This is a genomic window from Sphingobacterium sp. E70 (assembly GCF_019285695.1).
Classification (GTDB): Bacteria; Bacteroidota; Bacteroidia; order Sphingobacteriales; family Sphingobacteriaceae; genus Sphingobacterium; species Sphingobacterium detergens.
In genome coordinates this window covers 3,013,374-3,033,549 of record NZ_CP079104.1, presented here as the reverse complement: position 1 = coordinate 3,033,549, position 20,176 = coordinate 3,013,374, and the positions used below count along the sequence as shown (strand labels likewise).

General features: G+C 39.8%; 15 protein-coding genes, 1 tRNA gene and 9 pseudogenes. 11 read left to right on the top strand and 14 right to left on the bottom strand.

The window, feature by feature from the left end; all coding sequences use genetic code 11:
• Positions 1-202 precede the first annotated feature (202 nt).
• The 3 genes and pseudogenes from KUH03_RS21555 (at position 203) to pfkA (ending at position 3,591) form a co-directional block, all read left to right on the top strand.
• Positions 203-637, top strand: coding sequence for a protein-disulfide reductase DsbD N-terminal domain-containing protein (locus tag KUH03_RS21555; RefSeq protein WP_257096437.1), 435 nt, complete (start codon positions 203-205; stop codon positions 635-637).
• A 99-nt stretch (positions 638-736) separates the two neighbouring features.
• Positions 737-2,463, top strand: a pseudogene (locus KUH03_RS21550) (protein-disulfide reductase DsbD family protein).
• A gap of 153 nt (positions 2,464-2,616) precedes the next feature.
• Positions 2,617-3,591 carry a 6-phosphofructokinase gene (gene pfkA / locus KUH03_RS21545; RefSeq protein ID WP_257096435.1) on the top strand — a complete coding sequence of 325 codons (975 nt, stop codon included), beginning with the start codon at positions 2,617-2,619 and terminating at the stop codon, positions 3,589-3,591.
• A gap of 221 nt (positions 3,592-3,812) precedes the next feature.
• Here pfkA and KUH03_RS21540 read toward each other — a convergent pair whose 3' ends face one another.
• The 6 genes and pseudogenes from KUH03_RS21540 to KUH03_RS21520 all read right to left on the bottom strand — a co-directional run bounded on the left by KUH03_RS21540 (position 3,813) and on the right by KUH03_RS21520 (position 7,813).
• Positions 3,813-4,259 carry a hypothetical protein gene (locus KUH03_RS21540; protein ID WP_257096433.1) on the bottom strand — a complete coding sequence of 149 codons (447 nt, stop codon included), beginning with the start codon at positions 4,257-4,259 and terminating at the stop codon, positions 3,813-3,815.
• Positions 4,260-4,629: 370 nt separating this feature from the next.
• Positions 4,630-5,769, bottom strand: coding sequence for a TlpA disulfide reductase family protein (locus KUH03_RS21535; RefSeq protein WP_257096432.1), 1,140 nt, complete (start codon positions 5,767-5,769; stop codon positions 4,630-4,632).
• A gap of 74 nt (positions 5,770-5,843) precedes the next feature.
• The gene (locus KUH03_RS21530; protein WP_306429685.1) at positions 5,844-6,362 is read right to left on the bottom strand and encodes a YgcG family protein; all 519 of its coding nucleotides are present in this window, start codon (positions 6,360-6,362) and stop codon (positions 5,844-5,846) included.
• A complete protein-coding gene (locus KUH03_RS46380) occupies positions 6,317-6,634 on the bottom strand; it encodes a YgcG family protein (RefSeq protein WP_306429684.1) in 318 nt (105 codons plus the stop codon). The genes KUH03_RS21530 and KUH03_RS46380 overlap by 46 nt, the downstream gene beginning before the upstream one ends.
• A 121-nt stretch (positions 6,635-6,755) precedes the next feature.
• Entirely contained in the window at positions 6,756-7,082 is a 327-nt protein-coding gene (locus KUH03_RS21525) for a TPM domain-containing protein (RefSeq protein ID WP_306429683.1), read from the bottom strand.
• Positions 7,083-7,235: 153 nt separating this feature from the next.
• Positions 7,236-7,813: pseudogene (locus tag KUH03_RS21520) on the bottom strand (LemA family protein).
• Between the two features lie 166 nt (positions 7,814-7,979).
• Here KUH03_RS21520 and KUH03_RS21515 point away from each other — a divergent pair.
• Positions 7,980-9,522 (top strand): annotated as a pseudogene (locus tag KUH03_RS21515) (FAD-dependent protein).
• A gap of 59 nt (positions 9,523-9,581) precedes the next feature.
• Positions 9,582-9,657, top strand: a tRNA-Gly gene (locus KUH03_RS21510).
• A 71-nt stretch (positions 9,658-9,728) separates the two neighbouring features.
• Here KUH03_RS21510 and KUH03_RS21500 read toward each other — a convergent pair.
• From KUH03_RS21500 to sufB, 5 genes and pseudogenes are all read right to left on the bottom strand, one after another.
• Positions 9,729-10,927: pseudogene (locus tag KUH03_RS21500) on the bottom strand (MFS transporter).
• 382 nt (positions 10,928-11,309) lie between these two features.
• Positions 11,310-12,028, bottom strand: a pseudogene (locus KUH03_RS21495) (SufD family Fe-S cluster assembly protein).
• On the bottom strand, positions 12,025-12,615 hold the full coding sequence (locus KUH03_RS21490) for a hypothetical protein (RefSeq protein WP_257096426.1): 591 nt from the start codon (positions 12,613-12,615) through the stop codon (positions 12,025-12,027). Before KUH03_RS21490 ends, KUH03_RS21495 begins: the two are co-directional and overlap by 4 nt.
• Before the next feature lie 60 nt (positions 12,616-12,675).
• Positions 12,676-13,433: pseudogene (gene sufC, locus KUH03_RS21485) on the bottom strand (Fe-S cluster assembly ATPase SufC).
• Positions 13,434-13,496: 63 nt separating this feature from the next.
• Positions 13,497-14,947: pseudogene (sufB, locus tag KUH03_RS21480) on the bottom strand (Fe-S cluster assembly protein SufB).
• Positions 14,948-15,280: 333 nt separating this feature from the next.
• Between sufB and KUH03_RS21470 the strand changes: the two are divergent.
• The 3 genes and pseudogenes from KUH03_RS21470 to KUH03_RS21460 all read left to right on the top strand — a co-directional run bounded on the left by KUH03_RS21470 (position 15,281) and on the right by KUH03_RS21460 (position 16,834).
• Positions 15,281-15,750, top strand: a pseudogene (locus KUH03_RS21470) (Lrp/AsnC family transcriptional regulator).
• Between the two features lie 44 nt (positions 15,751-15,794).
• The gene (locus KUH03_RS21465; RefSeq protein ID WP_306429782.1) at positions 15,795-16,217 is read left to right on the top strand and encodes a DUF6695 family protein; all 423 of its coding nucleotides are present in this window, start codon (positions 15,795-15,797) and stop codon (positions 16,215-16,217) included.
• Entirely contained in the window at positions 16,199-16,834 is a 636-nt protein-coding gene (locus KUH03_RS21460; protein ID WP_306429781.1) for a DUF6695 family protein, read from the top strand. The genes KUH03_RS21465 and KUH03_RS21460 overlap by 19 nt, the downstream gene beginning before the upstream one ends.
• Here KUH03_RS21460 and ung read toward each other — a convergent pair.
• A pseudogene (gene ung, locus KUH03_RS48910) lies at positions 16,831-17,500 on the bottom strand (uracil-DNA glycosylase). The gene KUH03_RS21460 and the pseudogene ung sit on opposite strands and share 4 nt — an antisense overlap.
• Positions 17,501-17,732: 232 nt before the next feature.
• Here ung and KUH03_RS21450 point away from each other — a divergent pair.
• Positions 17,733-18,272 (top strand): lipopolysaccharide assembly protein LapB, encoded by a 540-nt coding sequence (locus KUH03_RS21450; RefSeq protein WP_257096415.1) that lies wholly within the window; start codon positions 17,733-17,735, stop codon positions 18,270-18,272.
• A gap of 83 nt (positions 18,273-18,355) precedes the next feature.
• Here KUH03_RS21450 and KUH03_RS21445 read toward each other — a convergent pair whose 3' ends face one another.
• A complete protein-coding gene (locus tag KUH03_RS21445) occupies positions 18,356-18,775 on the bottom strand; it encodes a hypothetical protein (protein WP_257096414.1) in 420 nt (139 codons plus the stop codon).
• Positions 18,776-18,889: 114 nt separating this feature from the next.
• On the bottom strand, positions 18,890-19,372 hold the full coding sequence (locus KUH03_RS21440) for a DUF4293 domain-containing protein (RefSeq protein WP_257096413.1): 483 nt from the start codon (positions 19,370-19,372) through the stop codon (positions 18,890-18,892).
• 283 nt (positions 19,373-19,655) lie between these two features.
• Between KUH03_RS21440 and KUH03_RS21435 the strand changes: the two genes are divergently transcribed.
• Entirely contained in the window at positions 19,656-19,934 is a 279-nt protein-coding gene (locus tag KUH03_RS21435; RefSeq protein WP_257096411.1) for a hypothetical protein, read from the top strand.
• Positions 19,915-20,175 carry a hypothetical protein gene (locus KUH03_RS21430; protein WP_257096410.1) on the top strand — a complete coding sequence of 87 codons (261 nt, stop codon included), beginning with the start codon at positions 19,915-19,917 and terminating at the stop codon, positions 20,173-20,175. The genes KUH03_RS21435 and KUH03_RS21430 overlap by 20 nt, the downstream gene beginning before the upstream one ends.
• The last annotated feature ends 1 nt before the right edge of the window (position 20,176 follow it).

The following is a 20,176-nucleotide window of genomic DNA, read 5'->3' as shown; positions in this document are numbered from 1 at the left end:
AGTGCTTATTGACAACAAATTGCAGAAGTTTAACATCAAAGAGATAAGCCACCTTATATCCTAATCTTTACACTAAATACAGATAAACCATTTTAGAATATGCTACTTTTGTAAAGTGGATAAATTAAACCTTTTTAACTTTAGTTATCAAAGGTGTATAACGAACTGCAATAATTATTTAGGAAAATGAAAAAAATTAGTATTGTTAATAACTGCAGTAATTTTCGCAGTTACTGGAGCCTTCGCTCAAATTCACAAACCTGTAAAATGGACTGTAGCCAGCAAGAAACTGAACAACAACGAAGCTGTTGTCTATGTCAAAGGAACAATCCAAAACGGATGGCACATTTATTCCCAAAATGTAAAAGATGGTGGACCTATTCCAACTTCCTTCAATTTTGCAAAAGCTGCTGAATACGCATTAGTTGGTAAAACTGCTGAGCCAAAACCAAAAGTTAAACACGAAGAGGTGTTTAAAATGGACGTTGGTTACTTTACAAATGAAGTGATCTTTCAACAAAAAGTAAAGTTGAATAAAGGTACAGCAACAGTAAAAGGTACCGTTGAATGGCAAGCTTGTGATGCATCACAATGTCTTCCTCCTGACGAATATGCTTTTGCTGTGACAATCAAATAGTAAAAATGATCATACACGGATAAAATAATAAGGCGATTCTCATCGCCTTTTTTTTTTTTGAAGCTGACATCAGAAACAGATACGCATGTTAAAAAACACATTTATTCTACTTTTAATTGCTTTTTCAGCCTCTCTCTTACGACGACGACTTTTGCCTTCGAACAAGATAGTTTAACGAGTACAGAAGGGCTTCAATTTGAATCTTCACCAGATACTACACCTGCAGTAGAGGCAGTACCGGACGACCTGGCTTTTTCAGACGCTCCGGATACAACCCTGAGTCAAGATAGCAGCAAATTGGATAAGGCAGCAACAAATATTCCCGCCGGTAATTCCGAAACTGGGAAGAAATCTCTTTGGAGTATTTTTATCGCTGGATTAATTGGCGGGTTTGCCGCACTCTTGATGCCATGTATATTTCCGATGTTACCACTGACAGTCAGCTACTTTACCAAACAATCTGGTACGCGTGCGAGTGGCATTAGCAAAGCGCTATTGTATGGCCTTTTTTATTGTGATCTATGTCGCGCTCGGAATGATTATCACAATTGCTTTTGGTTCGGATGCGCTTAACGCCTTATCGACCAATGGGATATTCAATTTCCTATTTTTTCTATTACTTGTCGTTTTTGCGGCATCATTCTTTGGCGCTTTCGAAATCACATTACCAAGTTCCTTTGTTAATAAAATGGATGCAAAATCAGATAAAGGGGCCTTATTGGACTTTTCTTTATGGCATTCAGCCTATCACTTGTATCCTTTTCCTGTACAGGTCCGATCATCGGCACCTTGCTTGTTGAGGCCGCATCAAAAGGTGAACGTTTAGGCCCAGCCGTTGGTATGTTGGGTTTTTCTATTGCATTAGCGATTCCTTTCGGTCTATTCGCTATGTTTCCTTCGATGTTAAAGTCATTGCCCAAATCGGGGGATGGCTCAATTCGGTAAAAGTAGTTCTTGGATTTTTAGAGCTTGCCTTGGCTTTAAAGTTTTTGTCCAATGTAGACCTAGCTTATCACTGGAATTGGTTGGATCGTGAGGTGTTCCTATCCTTGTGGATTGCTATATTCGGCCTAATGGGCTTATATCTTATTGGGAAGATCAAGTTTTCACATGATAGCGAACTGAAATTCCTTTCTGTACCGCGTACAATACTTGCCATAGTTGTATTCTCCTTTGTCATTTATATGGTTCCTGGCCTATGGGGGCACCATTGAAATCCATCTCCGCTTTCTTACCGCCTTCTGCGACACAGGACTTTGACCTTTCGGCTGGAGTAGTAGGTACGCCTGCTCACAGTGATGGTAAAGTAAAAAATATGCGGAAATCTTCCATGAGCGCGGTACCCCAAAAGGCTTTGATCCATACTACGATTATGATCAAGCTTTGGAAACTGCAAAAGAACTGAACAAACCTGTATTAATAGATTTCACGGGCTGGAACTGTGTCAATTGCCGAGAGATGGAAGCAAATGTTTGGACTGATCCTGGTGTTGCCAAACTATTAAAAGAAGAATTTGTTATGGCCGAACTATTTGTTGATGATAAAACAGAATTACCGGCAAACGAACAATTTGTTTCCAAATATAGTGGCAAGAAAATTAAAACAATCGGTAATAAAAACAGCGATTTTCAGGCATCGACGTTCAATAGCAATTCACAGCCTTTATATGTAATCGTGGATGCCTCAGGTAAGGTATTAGTACCTCAATCTGGTGCAAATAGAAATATCGAACAATACAAGGCTTTTTACAAAGCGGAATTGATGCTTTTAAAGCTAAAAATAAGCCTGCTGATATAACAACCGGAAATAGCTCATTTAACATGTAAAAGGCTATTGTAAAGTTTACATGAAGTTTGCTACTCGCTTAGATTAATTGCATAGCATAAGGCAATTATTTAAGCACTTTTAAGCGATTCAGAACTTTTTATAACGGAAATATAATTGTATATAAGCACAAAAATAGCTAAGTTTGAGTACGTATGAGTAACATTAAAAAAATTGCTGTTTTGACATCTGGAGGAGATGCTCCAGGAATGAATGCCGGTATTCGCGCTGTAGTGAGAGCGGGTATCTTTAACAATCTTGAGGTATTTGGTGTACGCAGGGGCTATGATGGTTTGGTAAATGGAGAAATTTTCCCTATGGATGCCAAATCCGTAGCCAATATCATACAACGTGGCGGCACAATCCTAAAAACTGCGCGCAGTGAGGCTTTTAAGACCATAGAAGGCCGTAAACAAGCTTATGATAACTTACGTAGCCATGAAATTGACGCTATGGTCGTCATCGGTGGTGACGGAACATTTACAGGTGCATCAAAATTCATTGACGAGTTTGACTTTCCAATTATCGGTCTACCAGGAACAATCGACAATGATCTGGCCGGAACTGATTTCACCATTGGTTATGATACAGCAATAAACACCGTTATTCAGGCAGTAGACAAGATTCGTGACACTGCTGAGTCTCACGACCGTGTTTTTGTCATCGAGGTTATGGGACGTGACTCTGGCTTGATCGCCATCCGTTCGGGTATAAGTACCGGAGCTGAAGCGGTATTGGTTCCGGAATTTGAAGTGGATTACGATGCAATCATGAAAAGATTGGATAAGAGCCGTAAGAACAAATCTTCGCGTATTATTATTGTTGCTGAAGGGGACAAAGAAGGTGGAATGATCGTGTCGGAAAAAATAAAAGAAAATTTCCCGCATTATGATGTAAGGCTTTCTATTTTAGGTCACATCCAACGTGGTGGTAGCCCAACATGTATGGACCGTGTACTTGCAAGCAGACTTGGTGTAGCGGCAGTAGAAGCGCTTGTTGCGGGCCGTAGAGGTGAAATGGCCGGACTAATCTGTAGTGAAATCAGATTCACTCCTTTTAAGAGCGCTATTAAACATAACGTCAAACTTAATGAGGATCTGCTTCGTATCATTGAGATACTTTCTTTATAAAAAGACAGGCTTCCAAATTGGGATATATAAGAAAACGAAGCTACTCAAAAGTAGAAGCACTTCCTCTAAAAGTTGAATAGCTGAAAACCAACTGTAGGAGAAACAAATAAAACTAAAAAAACGGTGTGTCCAACCAGCTCGGACACACCGTTTTTTTATGAGTTATTAGTAGTTACTATATTCTTACCTCGAAGTCCTTGTCTTATCTTCTTTTGAGACGCCTATTTCAGCAAGTTATTTAGATACTCCTCATTGACAATAGGTAATTGAATGGTCTGTCCAGCCTTAGCCATTGAATCGGCAAAATGATTGGTATTTAGAATTGCCTGCTCATAGGCTTTGACAACCTGATCGGAAATATGTAAGGACTTTGGGTCCTTGATATTAACTTTATACTGGTTGTCCGTTAACGTTACATGGTGATAGAAACGATAGGCAGCAGCCTTCAACAAGCCTAGTTCCTGTTGCGATAACTCATCTATCCGTGCATTAGGTGGTAATGTCACATCGATAAACGCTGTTCCTTTAGCCAGTGTGTCAATAGAATGATCCAAAGGAATTGCACTGAGTGCTTCTAGGTTAACCACGGGGACGCCATTTTCTTTCTTCGAATTACAGGCAACGGCACATATAACCCACGCCATCACCACAATCAGTTTCTTTCTCATTTTATTATTTTCTGAGTGTACTACGACACCCGGTTTGATTATTTATGAAAACCCGAGCAGTTGTCCCCACGGGTCAAAATTATGTCCTGCTCGATTTCATCCCTACAAATTACCCTAATTCGATTATCTGGGGGATATAAATCGACAAAAAATCATCCTTCTTGTTTCTTGCTTGATCGGATCCTTCCAAAGCATTCATACGATCCTCAACAGCTTAAAAGGAGAAACCCAAGTTAATTTCTTAAGCAAAGGTAAAGAAAAGATACGTAGGACAACCCATAACAAAAAGACACTTATTTAAAATCTCTCATACATAAAAGATTTTAAATAAGTGTCTTTGTATAGCGCAGTCTTAGGCTGTAAGATCAGACTATTTCAATAATTCTGCTAATTTAGCTTCCAAAGCTTCTCCTCTTAGATTTGAAGCGACAATTTTGCCTGAAGGATCAATTAAGAAGTTTTGCGGAATTCCACGCACCTCATATAATTTAACAGGAGCAGATTTCCAACCTTGCAAATCGGATACATGCGGCCATTGCTGCAAATTATCATCATGGATCGCTTTCATCCAAGCATCTTTCTTACCTGGATTATCCAAGGAAACACCAAATACTGTAAATCCTTTATCTTTATACTTATTGAATGCCGCAACAACATTCGGGTTTTCATGACGACAAGGTCCACACCAGCTTGCCCAGAAATCCAACAAGACATATTTTCCTCTCAACGAAGATAAAGAAACATTGTTACCGGTCGTATCAGGCAATGTAAAATCTGGCGCTACAGAACCTACGGCAACAGCTTTCAATTTCTGAATACGTTCTGCCAGTTCTTTTCCTTTTTCAGAATTTTTTAATTCCGGAGACAGTTTATCAAAAGAAGCTACATATTCATTCACATTTTCGCCGCTTATATTTTCCGCCAATAGATCCAAAGTATACCAGCTTTTTGGGTTCTTATTGATAAATTCAGCGTCAGATTTTTCCATCTTTTCAGAAATCTCACCAGCTTGCTTTTGCAATCCCTCAATAAATTTTGGGTCTTGTTTTTGAGCTTCAGACGCCGCAAAATATTGCTGATTTAATGCCTCATATGCATCTGTATGAGGTTTTACAAAAGTTTTGTATTGGGTAAAATCATCATTGATTGCTGTACCTGTTACCGACGCGTCTTTAAATCCTTTGGATGCATCAACCTTGATCACCCCTTTGGATAAATACAATTGTGCTGTTTCAGGTTGCTTTTGAGCACCTCTTAATTCTCCGAAAGAAAGTCCATCAGGAGAATAAATCATTACACCTTTAGTTGGTGAAGCTACCTGACCGTTGAATTTAAACTCGCCTTTAACGACAGCTGCTGAATCCAACTGACGTGTACCATTATTAGGATACTGCAAAAATACTTTGGCTTTGTCAGAAGCCGCATTCACTTTTCCTGTTACCGTATAGCTTTCTTGTGCCATCAATAAGGCTGGTAAAAAGCTTAAACCCATTAATATTCCCTTTTTCATAATTATATACTTCCCATAAATGTAAAACATTTCCTTTGCACTGACATGCTATTTAACATTATTTAGCAAAGTTGTTACCAACGTCCCGAAGCACCACCGCCGCCAAAATCGCCGCCGCCGAATCCACCAAATCCACCTCCAGATCCACCACCGAACCCGCCATCACCACCTCGACCGCCACCACCAAGACCGTTAAGCAAGGTCCACCAGAAAATATCGGACGAGCCACGACCATTCATCACACGACCACCACCCTTTCCTCCTCCACCTCGATTTGAAAACATCACAACAAGAAATATTACTACAATGATGACAAATATAATTGATCCTGATCCACCACCACTAGGCTGTTTAGGATCAGCTTTATATTCTCCTTTTGCATACGAAATCAGGGAATTCGTGGCTTTGTCAACTCCACCATAATAATCACCCTGACGAAACGCTGGTTTGATATCATTTTCAATAATACGATAGGCTATCGCATCTGGAATAGCTCCTTCAATCCCGTAACCAGTCTGAATGGTAACAGCCCGGTCGCCCAATGCCGCTAATAATAAAATACCATTACTGTATTTTTGTTCCCGACACCCCACTTCTTCGCCAGCCGAACCGCATAATCTGAGATATCATACCCTCCGGTAGAGTTCATCACAACAACGGCAATCTGTGTGGAAGTAGAATCTTCAAATGCCAACAGCTTTTGCTCCAATTGCTGTTTTTGACTGGCTGTCAATGTATTTGTATAATCGTTGACAAGTTTATTGGGTGTCTCTGGAAAATCCTGCCCTATTGCAGTCATGAAAGTCAGTGCCCACAGCACTATCATCATGACCGGAATCCGAACCCGAGAAAATAATTTCGACATAAGTTTTATTTTTTTATTGACTAGCGATCACCGAAAACAATATCATTTGGAAGTTCATTGATATCATCATGTTCTCTGGGAAAGAATTTCGCTAATTGTTTGCCTGCATGTTCAATTCCCTTCACGAGACCTTCAACAATTTTATCCATACGGAATTCTTCGACCATAAGATCTTTGGTACAATTCCAAAATCGCTTTCCACCCGTTGATTGATACCCTTATCACCGATGATAGAAAATTTATGATCCTCCAATGCGATATAAATAAGCACGCCATTTTTCAGCATGGTTTTATGCATGCCCAATTTGGAAAAATAGTACGTTGCACGATCGTGAACTTCATCGGGACAATGATTTTCGATCACAACACGGATTTCTCCCGATGTCTCGTTTTCAGCCACATTGATGGCATGAACGACTCTTTCTTGTTCCTCAGCATTTAAAGCCATAATATATCTTCATTTATGTTAGCGTTCGTCTGTCTGACTAGGCCTGCCGGCAAACACTTACCACCTATAAAACATTCTGTATAAAAAATGGATGAAGGGCCCATACGCAAGCCGCATCATCCATGATATCGTGTATTTCTAATAAAAGTATTATTAGAATGATACGGTCGGTGCTTTGTCTGAGCCGGGAGCAGCAGTAAATGTTCCCTTCGCTTTAAATCCAAACATACCAGCCATTAAATTATTTGGGAAGCTACGTACAGTCGTATTAAATTGCTGTACAGCCTCGTTATATGACCTGCGTTCGGTCGATATACGGTTTTCTGTACCTTCCAATTGAGCCTGTAATTCCAAAAAGTTTTGATTTGCCTTCAAATCTGGGTATGCCTCTACCGAAGCCAATAGGCGGCTCAAAGAACCACTGAATTGATCTTGAACTTTTTGGAACTTCGCAATATTCTCTTCTGTTAAGTCATCTGCATTAATTGTAACAGATGTTGCCTTAGCTCTCGCTTCAACGACTGCGGTCAATGTGCTCTCCTCGTGTTTTGCTGCACCTTTGACAGTATTCACCAAGTTTGGCACCAAATCAGCGCGGCGCTGGTACGCATTTTCAACCTGTGCCCATTTCCTTTGACGTTCTCATCTTGAGAAACCATCGTATTGTAACCACATGAGTTTAATGACACTAATGCAAATAAACCACATAGGGCTACTAAAAATCTTTTCATTTTCATTGTTCAAAGAATTAAATACTATTCAAATTATATGGTTACACTATCAAAGCATATACCAAGCTCTTACTAAGATAAGAATATTTTTATTTCCAAATCGGCAAACAGCCAATATTCCGTAACTTTGTCGCGGTTTTGGGATAAAAACCCAGCCCTTTATCTTATGCAAAAAGAAATTGAGATTGCTATCCTTCCCGAAAAAATCGAAGATGAGCAATATATTCTACAACAAGGTGTAAAAGCCCTACGTCTGAAACCACAACAGGTCAAAGGTTATAAAATCCGTAAACGTTCTATCGATGCCCGCAGTAAGCAGGTGGTCTATCGAGCAAGGGTCATTTATTATATCGACGAACTTCCGGTACCGGAGATTTATGAAAACCACTTTAAGTCTGTCCAGGATGGCAAACCGGTCATTATCGTTGGTGCTGGCCCTGCTGGCTTATTTGCGGCAATTCGCTGTATTGAACGTGGCCTCAGACCGATTGTCATCGAAAGAGGAAAAAAAGTACAGGACCGAAGACGTGATCTTGCGAAACTGAACCGCGAAGGTGTTGTAAACCCTGAATCCAACTACTGTTTTGGAGAAGGTGGTGCAGGAACTTATTCAGACGGGAAGCTCTATACTCGCTCCAATAAAAGGGGATGTAGACAAAGTTCTCAAACTTTTTGTATCTCATGGAGCGACAACAGACATCTTAGTGAATGCCCGCCCCCATATCGGTACAAACAAGCTCCCTCATATTATTGAGGCGATGCGGGAGAGTGTGATTGAATTTGGCGGTGAATTTCTTTTCGACCAACGTGTAGATAATATTTTGGAATCCTTTGGTCAGGTTCGTGGTGTAAAATTAGCCAGTGGGGAGGAAATCAAAGCTGATCATGTTATCGTGGCCACTGGCCACTCCGCTAGGGATATTTTTGAACTGTTTCATCGCAACAACTGGCTGATCGAAGCAAAAGCCTTTGCCTTAGGCGTCCGCATAGAACATCCACAAGCAATTATCGATCAGGCACAATACCATTGCCAAGTCAGAAGTGAGCATTTACCTCCAGCTTATTATAGTCTGGTCGAACAGGTTAATGATCGTGGTGTATTTTCATTCTGTATGTGCCCCGGTGGCGTCATCGCTCCCTGTGCAACAGACCGTGATGAAATCGTGGTCAACGGATGGTCGCCTTCCAAACGTAATAATCCACATGCCAATTCAGGCACCGTCATCCAGATCAACCTCGAAGATGTACCTAATGCCCTAAATGATCCCTTTGCTTTACTTGATTTTCAAAAGCAAATTGAACGCAAAGCTTTCGAGGTTGGTGGAGGAAGTCTTGTTGCCCCCGCACAACGAATGGTTGACTTCGTTGAGGGACGGGTCTCGATGGACCTACCGGAGAATTCGTACAAACCTGGGACATCTTCGGCAGACTTGAGGGAGGTTTTACCGACTTTTGTGCATGAAGCCCTTCGTGGTGCCTTACCAATATTTGGAAAAAAGATGAAAGGGTATTATACAAATGATGCGATTTTGGTCGGTGTAGAATCGAGGACATCTTCACCCATACGTATACCTCGAAACAAAGAAAATCTGCAACACCCTCAGGTCAAAGGACTTTACCCTTGTGGGGAGGGAGCCGGCTATGCAGGCGGTATTATTTCGGCTGCTATAGATGGAATTAATTGTGTCGATGCAATTGATTTAAGTTAAGATTTTTTATTTTTTCTCTTGCAGAATAAGAAGAAATGCCTTACTTTTGTAGCATCAACGCGAAAGTAGCTCAGTTGGTAGAGCACAACCTTGCCAAGGTTGGGGTCGCGAGTTCGAATCTCGTCTTTCGCTCCAAATAAAAACGCTTCCAAAATTTGGAAGCGTTTTTTATTTGTGTTCAACTTACTTTTCCGTGTGTCCTAAACTCATAATTGATGCATTGAAAAAGACAGTAGCCCGACCAATACAACAATAAGACCCGCAATAATAAAAGCTGTTGCCACTCCGATTACGTCTGCGATAAAGCCTGTAAAAAGAAGTCCTATCATACTCGGTAAAATGGCTATGCTAAAATAAAGCGAGAAAACACGCCCCAACATTTCTACTGGTACCTGTTCTTGAATAATTGTCATAAATGATGCCGAGAAGATAGACATGGAGACTCCACCTAAACCTGTCATGATGACAAATGGAACAAACCAGGTCGAGGGAAACCAACCCGATAGCGCAAAGGTTATCCCCAATACAATATGCATGCTATTCACTAATACTACTTTTGATAGGGATACTTTTGCAAGTCCCAAAAAACTGCCCCCAACAAGCATACCTATCCCCAAATAATCTCAATAATACTCATCTCCCACTTGCCACCGCTATAATGACCGATCGTCAGCAAGGGAAACATAATGGCAACGGGCATAATACAGAAAGTCGCCACCATGGCATATAGGAACAACATTTTTAGTCCTTTATTATGATAGATAGCATGCATTCCCTGTTTAAGATCATCCAAAACAGCAGCAATAGAAGGTTTTACATCAGAACGGGACAGGTGTGGGATAGTCACAAAGAGTAAAGATGTAATAGCTACTGCGGCACCGATGACATCCAGATACAAGACACTCGAAATAGGAAAATAGCTGATAGCCAAGGTTCCCAATGCGGGACCTGCAATACTACTTACCGACTGTAACATTTGATTAATACCTGAAACACGTAATAATTTGTCTTCCGGAACGAGAAGTGGCGCAATTGCCTGCATGGCTGGCGAGTGAAATGCCGAACCGATCGAACGACAGGCCATTAACAGATAAATCAGAAACATATTGGTACCATCACTTTTGAGTACAAAGGTCATTCCTAATGTACAGAGCGCTATAAAGCCATCTGCAAAGATCATGACTTTCTTTCTATCCCATCGATCAATATAGACACCAGCAAATGGCCCGATGATCGCTTGCGGCAATAAGCCGGCGATAGCAGCAAAAGCCAATACTTCAGCAGACTTGTGCGTCAAACTCAACCATATCATGATCGAAAAGTTGACAGCTGAACTAGACAGCAAAGAGATAAATTGCCCAGTCCATATATAACTATAGGTACGAAACCAGTTATTTTTTTCCATAAAATTTTATATAAAATACAACAGGTGTATGATCAAGAATGACCAACACATTAAAGTAAAACGTTTATTACGCATGTCAGACCAACGAAATAAAATAGAAGGAAGTTCTTCCACGAGTATCAAATCAGTTAAAGCTGATTTTTTGATATCTCAGTATGAAACAAGCCATTCCTTTCGTGAACGGATGCGTTCTATTAAGATTTTAAAAACGTAAATGAGCTATAAAACCCAAGGTTTATAAGCGTAAGTTGTATATAAAGACGTGTACATAGCACTACAAAAGTAAAAGAAAAAGACCGAAAAAAAGGAATATTAATAAAAAAATAAGGCGTTTACCGAATTAGTAAACGCCTTATCAAGTGTATAGTTTGTGTGATTTAGTTTAGTTCGTTCTTAAACTTTCTTCCACCAATTCTTCCACATATCTCCGAACGATCTCATTTGAAAAACGAGTTGTTACGTCAAATGCGAAAGCATGTACGAGAAGAATACGTGCTGACTCCTCACCAATTCCGCGTGCTCTCAAATAAAACAAAGCTTCATTATCAAACTGACCGATCGTACATCCATGTGAACATTTCACATCGTCTGCAAAAATCTCCAGTTGGGGCTTTGTATAAACCGCTGAACTATCGGACATCAACATATTATTGTTCTGTTGGAAAGCATTGGTTTTTGTGCATCCTCCCGAACAAAGATTTTTCCGTTGAAAACAGCTGTAGATTTATCTTGAGTAATATTCTTATACCATTCGTACGATTCACAATGTGGTTTAAGATGATCTACGACAGTGTGATTATCCACCAATTGATCTCCTGCGGTCAAGTTAATCCCGTACAAATGACTTTCTACATTTTCTGCATCCAAGCGTACATTAATATTGTTACGGATAAAAGATGCACCCGGGAAATTACAATTGTAGTTATTGTAAAGACTGTGTTTCTCTTGGTATACTTCCGTATGATTAAAGTAACGGCTTACAGATTGAGCCACTTGAAGATAGTAATGTTGAACTTTAGCATTCTCTTTTACGACAATCTCTGAAACTTTATTATGCACATTGCTTGCAGCACCATCTGCAGTGATAAAGCTTTCGATCAATTCAAGTTCAGCATTAGCTTCAACAACAACCAAATTCCGTGTTTGTGCAAAGAAATCTTCTGTTCCTGTAGCGAGGTGAATAATCTGTATAGGCTTATCAAGTACAACACCTTTTTTAAATGGATAAATACACCATTGGTAAAAGCAGCTGTGTTAAGCGCCACCATGATATTATCGGATTTATCAGCGTACTTCGCAAAATGCGCTTGAAATGCAGGTTCAGTAACAGCGTCATCCATTGGAATAACAACAAGTCCTTTTACCTTTTCCAGCTCACTCACCGCCAATACATACTGGCCATTAACCAGAATAATACGGTACGCATCCAAATTTGGGATCTCTCCCGCACTAAAATCCAAGCCCTCGATATCCACATCTACATCAAGCGCATAGGGCTTATTGATAATACTGTGGATGTTTGTATATTTCCATTCTTCATTCTTAACTGTGGGAAAGCCTGCAGCTTCGAAACGTTCGAATGCTTGTTGACGTGCCTCTGTAAAGAAAGCAGGTTCGTCTGAAACACCTTGCTCTTTAAAAGCTCCCAACACTTGTTGAAGTAATGATTCTGAAACTAATGTACTCATGTTATTTTTTAATCAAATCGCCAAAATTCTCTTCCACTCCTATTTTACCGGTGTAAAAGATTAGGCGTTTTGTGTATCATATTCTTTTAACCAATCGTATCCTTTTTCTTCCAGCTCTAAAGCCAATTCTTTAGGGCCTGATTTCACGATACGACCATTGTATAATACGTGAACAAAATCTGGAACGATATAATCTAATAAACGTTGGTAATGTGTGATGACAATAAAAGCATTGTCTTTAGAACGCAACTCATTCACACCATTTGCGACAATGCGAAGAGCATCGATATCCAAGCCCGAATCTGTCTCATCCAAAATTGACAATTTAGGATTCAGCATCGCCAATTGAAAAATCTCGTTACGTTTTTTCTCACCACCGGAAAATCCTTCATTCAAAGAACGGTTAGCTAAGTTGGCTGAAAATTCAACCAGCTTTTGCTTGTCTTTTACCATTTGTAAGAACTCTTTCGCTTCCATCGGAGGCAAACCTTTATATTCACGGATATCATTTACTGCTGTTTTCAGGAAATTGATATTCGATACTCCTGGAATTTCAACAGGGTATTGGAATGCCAGAAACAGCCCCTCACGGGCACGGTCTTCCGGAGAAAGATCCAATAGATCTACTCCATCCAATAAAGCAGAACCTTCACTCACTTCGTATGATTCACGTCCAGCCAATACATTCCCTAAAGTACTTTTTCCAGCTCCATTAGGTCCCATAATAGCATGGACTTCCCTGCTTTAACTTCTAGGTTTAATCCTTTTAATATTTGTTTGTCTTCTACAGACGCATGTAAATTTTTAATGCTTAACATTTTATTCTTATTGAGTATTGAACGATAGGCCAGTATTAGCTGGCTTGCTCAATTATTTTTTATCTATCCTACTGAACCTTCTAAAGAAATCGCCAATAATTTCTGTGCCTCAACAGCAAATTCCATTGGCAGCTGATTTAACACCTCTTTGGCATAACCATTAACAATTAATCCCACCGCTTTTTCAGAGTCTATACCGCGTTGGTTCAGATAAAACACTTGATCTTCACCAATTTTTGATGTAGTTGCTTCGTGCTCTAATTTTGCAGTCTTATTCCGGTTTTCGATATATGGGAATGTATGCGCACCACATCTATCACCGATCAACAAAGAATCACATTGGGTAAAGTTTCGGGAATTATCTGCATTAGGTCCGATTTTCACCAAACCTCTGTAACTATTATGGCTTTTTCCAGCAGAAATTCCTTTTGAAACAATTTTAGACTTCGTGTTTTTACCTAGGTGGATCATTTTCGTCCCTGTATCCGCAACCTGAAAATTACGGGTCATCGCTACAGAATAAAACTCACCGATCGAATTATCGCCTTTTAGGATTACCCCTGGATACTTCCAGGTAATTGCTGATCCGGTTTCAACCTGCGTCCAGGAGATTTTACTATTATCACCTCTACAGATTCCACGTTTTGTTACAAAGTTAAAAATACCACCTTTACCATCTTTGTCACCAGGATACCAGTTCTGCACAGTAGAGTATTTAATCTCAGCATCGCGTTCAGCGATCAATTCTACCACAGCAGCATGCAGTTGATTTTCATCACGCATAGGTGCAGTACAACCTTCCAGATAGGACACATAAGCGCCTTCATCCGCAACGATTAATGTACGTTCGAACTGGCCTGTATTCTGTGCATTAATACGGAAATAAGTTGATAACTCCATTGGACACCGCACGCCTTTTGGAACATAAACAAATGATCCATCCGAAAAAACAGCAGAGTTTAATGCCGCGTAGATATTATCTGTTTGAGGAACTACTGTTCCCAAGTATTTCTTTACTAAATCGGGATGTTCTTGAACCGCCTCGCCAAACGAACAGAAAATTACGCCCTGTTCTTTCAGCTTCTCGCGAAATGTTGTTTTTACCGAAACGGAATCAAAAACAGCATCGACAGCAACCACACCTGCCAAGATCTTTTGCTCATCCAAAGGAATACCCAGCTTTTCAAAAGTCGCAATCAACTCAGGATCAACTTCGTCCATGGAATTCAGCTGTGGCTTTGCTTTAGGGGCAGCATAATAAGATAGATCTTGAAAATCAATCTCTGGAGCTCTGAAATTTTGCCAAGTAGGCATCTTTAACGTCAAAAAATGACGAAAAGCTTTCAATCTCCACTCCAATAACCATTCAGGTTCATTCTTTTTGCCGAAATAAAACGCACCGTATCCTCTGTAAGGCCTTTGGCTGCAATTTCCATTTCGATGTCTGTCGTGAACCCGTATTTATATTCTTCGAGCTCCAGCTCTTTTAATAAATCGTCGTCTTTAGTACTCATATTGCGCTCTCACGGTTTAACTAATTCGGGAGGAGTCTAGCCTCCGCAACTATCGAACTGCAAAGTTACAATTTCAAAGCCAATAAAATACATTTTATGTACCCTCACACAGGTATTTTTAATAAAAAAATGACATTTATCACTCCATTTCATTGAAATGCGCACATTTCAAACGATTATGACAGTCAAATGATTTTAAATCAATTAAACTTATAATATGGATTGAATAATATAGTCAAAATCTATTAATCGTCAATAATTTTGTATATTTTTAAATTTCCAAATATAATTTTGTATATTTACAAATACAATTGATTATTAAGACTCTAAGATATGCCGTTTGCACCAGACAAAACAGATTTAAAAATTCTTAAGCTATTACAAGAGAATGGCCGCATTACCAATTTGCAATTAGCATCAAGTATTGGCCTTTCTCCCGCACCCACGTTGGAACGTGTAAGAAAACTTGAAAATTCGGGCTTCATCAAGAGTTATCATGCTTTTGTTGACGAAGAAAAACTAGGACTTGGGATCAAATCGTTTATACAGATCTCATTGGACTTCCATACACACAATGCAATTCCCGAATTTGTTGCTGCCGTAAAAATGATCCCTGAGGTCACCGAATGTCATCACGTCACCGGAAATTGTGATTTTATCCTCAAAGTCTATGTGAAAGACATAAAGGCCTATGAAGGCGTTATCATGGAGAAGATTGCCAAAATTCCATTTGTAAAAACATTCCAGACAATGATGATCATGTCTACCAGTAAAAGGAACCGATTATTCCTTTGGAATATTAAACGAAAAACTTATGAAAACATCATCCCAATATCAGGATCTAGCGATGATCCTTGCTTGGCCTGATGCTACAATCCGTGGTGATGAGGCATGGATGATGTTTTTCAAGAAAATAGGATTTGTTAAAAACCTGAACTTTAAGGTCGGTCATACAGGTATTATTCTGATTGAGCGCGATACAGGTGAACTTCATTTTTACGATTTTGGCCGATACATTGCGCCGAGAGGATATGGAAGAACTCGCTCGAAAGATTCCGATCCCAAATTAACAATTAAAGCTAAAGCACAAATTGACGGCGACCGCATTGTAAACCTACTCGAAATTGTCCAGTTTTTTGAAGAAATAAAAGATGCGATGCAGGGTGTGGGTGATCTTTATTTTTCTATTGTCCAGGGAATAGATTTTTATAGCGGAAAAGCTTTCGCAGACCAATGGGTCCATAGAGGTTCATACCCTATGGTGCAGTAGCCTTCAGTAACAATAACTGCTCCCGATTTATTGCAAGACTCCTCAACCATGCCTCCAAAAGATTTCATTTCTGGCATTCCATCAATTTCCCCGAAACGATAAAAGCAAGCCCAATGAGCAATGTGGTAAATGCCTCTCCGAATAGATCGATCTATAAATATACAGAATCAGGCGGCCTTGAAATGATGAAAATGAACAGATTCGCATCGCTAATATTTTTATTAAAAAAACTACGAACGAATATCTGTCGTGATCTCGCAGAGTCCCTACCTGAAGATATTACAATCGGCGGAATAGTACAAAAGGACAAACCTGACTCCATCCCAACCAAAGCACAATATCTTGGTGGCGTTGGCGAAGGAGCCTGGTTCTATATCGAACCCATTGGCACCAGTCAGGCAATCATACATCGCTTTACTCCGAAAGGGGAACTAGAATATACTGTACTCGGAAAAGCCTGCCAATCAATCGATTTTGAAAGCCCTTATCAGATTACTTATGACAGCCATTTTCTATTCAGCCATATTCTACAAGCTAATAATATCATTAGACTGGAACATATTTGTGTGCTGACTGCTGGTGAAAAAGGTTTTTCTAAGAATGACAAATATGCCTAAGACAACCGCCAGTCAATCGGAGCCTTACCATGTTCCACCAAATATTTATTTGCCTTTGAAAAGTGTTTGCTACCAAAAACCCCTATAAACAGAAAGTGGTGACGGATGCACTGATGTCAAAATAAGATGTTTCCGAGCATCAATCAACACACTCTTCTTCTGCGCATAGCTTCCCAAAGCAGAAAAAACCACATGCTCACACTGTTCCGAAATAGCATGTATGATACTATCAGTGAAAACTTCCCACCCCTTTTTGATGTGATCCAGCTAAATGTGCCTGCACAGTCAACGTTGCATTGAGTAATAATACCCCTGTTTGGCCCAGGATGTCAGATCTCCAGAGCGAGGTTCTACAAAGCCTTCAATATCATCTTGTAATTCCTTAAAGATATTTTTTAGCGAGGGAGGTAAAGCAATCCCTTCTGGCACAGAAAAAGACAAACCATGTGCCTGACCATCGTTATGATACGGATCCTGTCCCAGAATAACGACCTTAACATCTTGGATCGGCGTAAGCTTAAAAGCATTCATCACCAGATCAGCAGGCGGAAACACCTTTGCCCGCTGGCGTTCCTCTTGCACAAAGGCAGACAGCTGTTTCATATAGGGCTGGCTGAACAAAGGTTTCAGCACCGATGCCCAAGATTCATCATATAGTTTTTCCATAAACCAAACTTAGATAAAGTTGTATGTAATGACAAATTTTTTCACTTGCATCTTTTCACAAAGCATTTATAGCGGCAGCATGATCGGCTACCCTAAGGAATCTTTGATAGTCATCATCTACATTAAAAACATAATTTTACAAAATAACCACTTGAACGAGTTGCTTAAACGACGAAATTAACGGATATTTGCAGAATTAAATTGAACACAAATATTTTTTAAACAAAGATTTATGTCAAATCTCGTTAGAATCATCATTTGCAGTGCATTGCTGATTGGAACAGTTGCCTTATTTTGGACTGGAAATTGGGGATGGGGAATTCTAGGCGTCTTGATCACTATCCTAGGTTTTGTCACTGTATTTTTTCATGAATACATGCTCATCGCGCAATGGTATATGCGCAAACAAGATATGGCTAGCGCCGAAAAATGGTTGAGGAAAATCACGAATTATGAAAAACAATTGATCCCACAACAACACGGTTATTACAACATGTTGATTGGATTGATTGAATCTCAACGTGCTCCGATGCAATCCGAAAAATATTTCAAAAAAGCACTGGCATTAGGGCTCCACATGGACCACAACATTGCATTGGCAAAATTGAGCTTAGCAGGTGTTGCCATGGCAAAACGCAATAAGCGCGAAGCAGAAAAATTACTTCAAGAAGCTAAAAAAGCAGACAAGAATAAATTGTTGGCTGATCAGATCAAAATGATGAAAGATCAGATGGGCATGCTGGACAAACAACAAATCCGATACAACCGATAGGTTGAGGCAAATTGCTAAAGACTAAAAAGCGCTGTAATCTTCATAGATCACAGCGCTTTTTAGTCTTTAGCCGCTCCGATCAACTATTTATTCAGCAAGATAGGGACATCCAAAAATTTACCTTCCTCCTCACTACTCTCAAAAACAAGCTTAATACTACTGGGTTTATCTGTCTTCTTCCAGTCTTTCACAATGACCTGGATATCTACCGGCTTGTCCTCCTCAAGCAAGTAATGCAAATAGTTCTGTTTGTCCTCAAATCTTATCTGGACATTTCCCATCTGAATCGAAGAGAAAAAGCGAGGCTGTTTCTTCTGATCCAAAATCTGTGTGGAGAACGTATTCATTTTAAACTCCCGAGGATCTTTGCTATAAGAGATTGCAAACAAATTAATAACCAATTCATTTGTTGCCTTGTCTACATGAAACTCTTTTAAATCAAACTGAATATCATCAACCACCAATAATGAATCTGCTGACTGGGCCTTTACCGCACCGCCCACAAAGCAAAGAAAAAGCAGCGTGGCAGTACAACGAAAAATTACATTCATATTTTATACCATTTAAAAAGCCACGCTAACCGTGGCTTTCCATATTAAAAATCTATTTAAATAAAATTATGCACGCAAACGATCAGCTGAGCGAATCAATTTTTCATCCCGTCGCACTCCACCTAATGCTAGCGCACAGAAAATAATTGATATCGGCAGCAAAAAGAAACCTACTCCAATATTACCTGCTCCCAAAAATTGATTAACGGTAGTGAGATGTGTACTTGCTGAAGAGTAAAGCCAGATCGCGAAAAAGATAATCGCAACAATCTCCACCCATATCAGCAGAAGCTGTACCTTACGCTGTTTAAATTTAAAGATCGTGAAGATCGGGAGCAATCCCAATAGGACTGTCACGATGGTCTGCAGGATATAACCAAAACCACCTTCATGCACCGGCTGTCCGGCAGCAACACCATAAACACCGGTCACCTTCACATTCTTTCCCAAACCGACTAAATCACTGTAATTTACATAAGGGAATAAAAACAAGCCGAATATAACTAATCCTGCCACTAATAAATAAACAGTTTGGATACGTTGAATCATATTTTAATTTTTGTATATCAACAAATATAATAAGCTTTCTTTCTATTTAGAAATCAGAACAATCGAAAGGGCTATTTTGTTGCAACTTTTGGTAGATAAAACACGCCCTTTGACCTTTAAGTCACCTATAATTTACTCCAAACTCATTCTTTGTGGCAGCGGAATGCCCACTATACCGTGTACGAATCTAATACCAGTCCCGATTCACTATTCCACTATAGATGCGAGCTACCTCATGGAGTTCTTTTCAGAAAGCACTATCTTTGCACAAATTTAAAAGATCATGCTATACATATATGGAGCAACAGCACATGCAAAAACTGCGGTAGATGTTGCAGAGGATTTAGATATCGAAATCGGTGGCCTTATTGACAAATCTTTGTTGATAGAGGATGTATTTGACTATGAGGTCCAACTCCACCATCGGGTTAAAGATGCTGCAGAAAATTTCTTTGTTGCCGTTAAAAACCCTGGTCTCCGTGAAAGAATTGTCTCTGAAAATCCAGAATGGAATTTTCAATCCTTAATCCACCCTAAAGCCTATGTTTCAAAAAAGAGCTGAAATCGGCGAAGGCTGTATCATTCTTCCTGGAGCAACCATAGCCCCAGATGTACAGATTGGCAATCATTGTATCATCTCAGGTTCGGCGGTCATTGAAAGCAACACCATCATTGAGGACTTTGTGAACGTTGGGCCAAACGTCTCCATTGGGGCCAATGTACTCGTAGGTCGAGGATCGGAAATCAAAGCGAATACACATATTGAAGACGAAGAAACCATCCCCAAAGAGAGTGTCGTTTAAC

Coding starts and splice junctions, on each gene's coding strand:
- pfkA (WP_257096435.1), top strand. CDS start 2,617: ATGAGTAACATTAAAAAAATTGCTGTTTTGACATCTGGAGGAGATGCT.
- KUH03_RS21540 (WP_257096433.1), bottom strand. CDS start 4,259: ATGAGAAAGAAACTGATTGTGGTGATGGCGTGGGTTATATGTGCCGTT.
- KUH03_RS21535 (WP_257096432.1), bottom strand. CDS start 5,769: ATGAAAAAGGGAATATTAATGGGTTTAAGCTTTTTACCAGCCTTATTG.
- KUH03_RS46380 (WP_306429684.1), bottom strand. CDS start 6,634: ATGTCGAAATTATTTTCTCGGGTTCGGATTCCGGTCATGATGATAGTG.
- KUH03_RS21525 (WP_306429683.1), bottom strand. CDS start 7,082: ATGGCTTTAAATGCTGAGGAACAAGAAAGAGTCGTTCATGCCATCAAT.
- KUH03_RS21490 (WP_257096426.1), bottom strand. CDS start 12,615: ATGAGTACATTAGTTTCAGAATCATTACTTCAACAAGTGTTGGGAGCT.
- KUH03_RS21465 (WP_306429782.1), top strand. CDS start 15,795: ATGATCCTTGCTTGGCCTGATGCTACAATCCGTGGTGATGAGGCATGG.
- KUH03_RS21450 (WP_257096415.1), top strand. CDS start 17,733: ATGTCAAATCTCGTTAGAATCATCATTTGCAGTGCATTGCTGATTGGA.
- KUH03_RS21440 (WP_257096413.1), bottom strand. CDS start 19,372: ATGATTCAACGTATCCAAACTGTTTATTTATTAGTGGCAGGATTAGTT.
- KUH03_RS21435 (WP_257096411.1), top strand. CDS start 19,656: ATGCTATACATATATGGAGCAACAGCACATGCAAAAACTGCGGTAGAT.
- KUH03_RS21430 (WP_257096410.1), top strand. CDS start 19,915: ATGTTTCAAAAAAGAGCTGAAATCGGCGAAGGCTGTATCATTCTTCCT.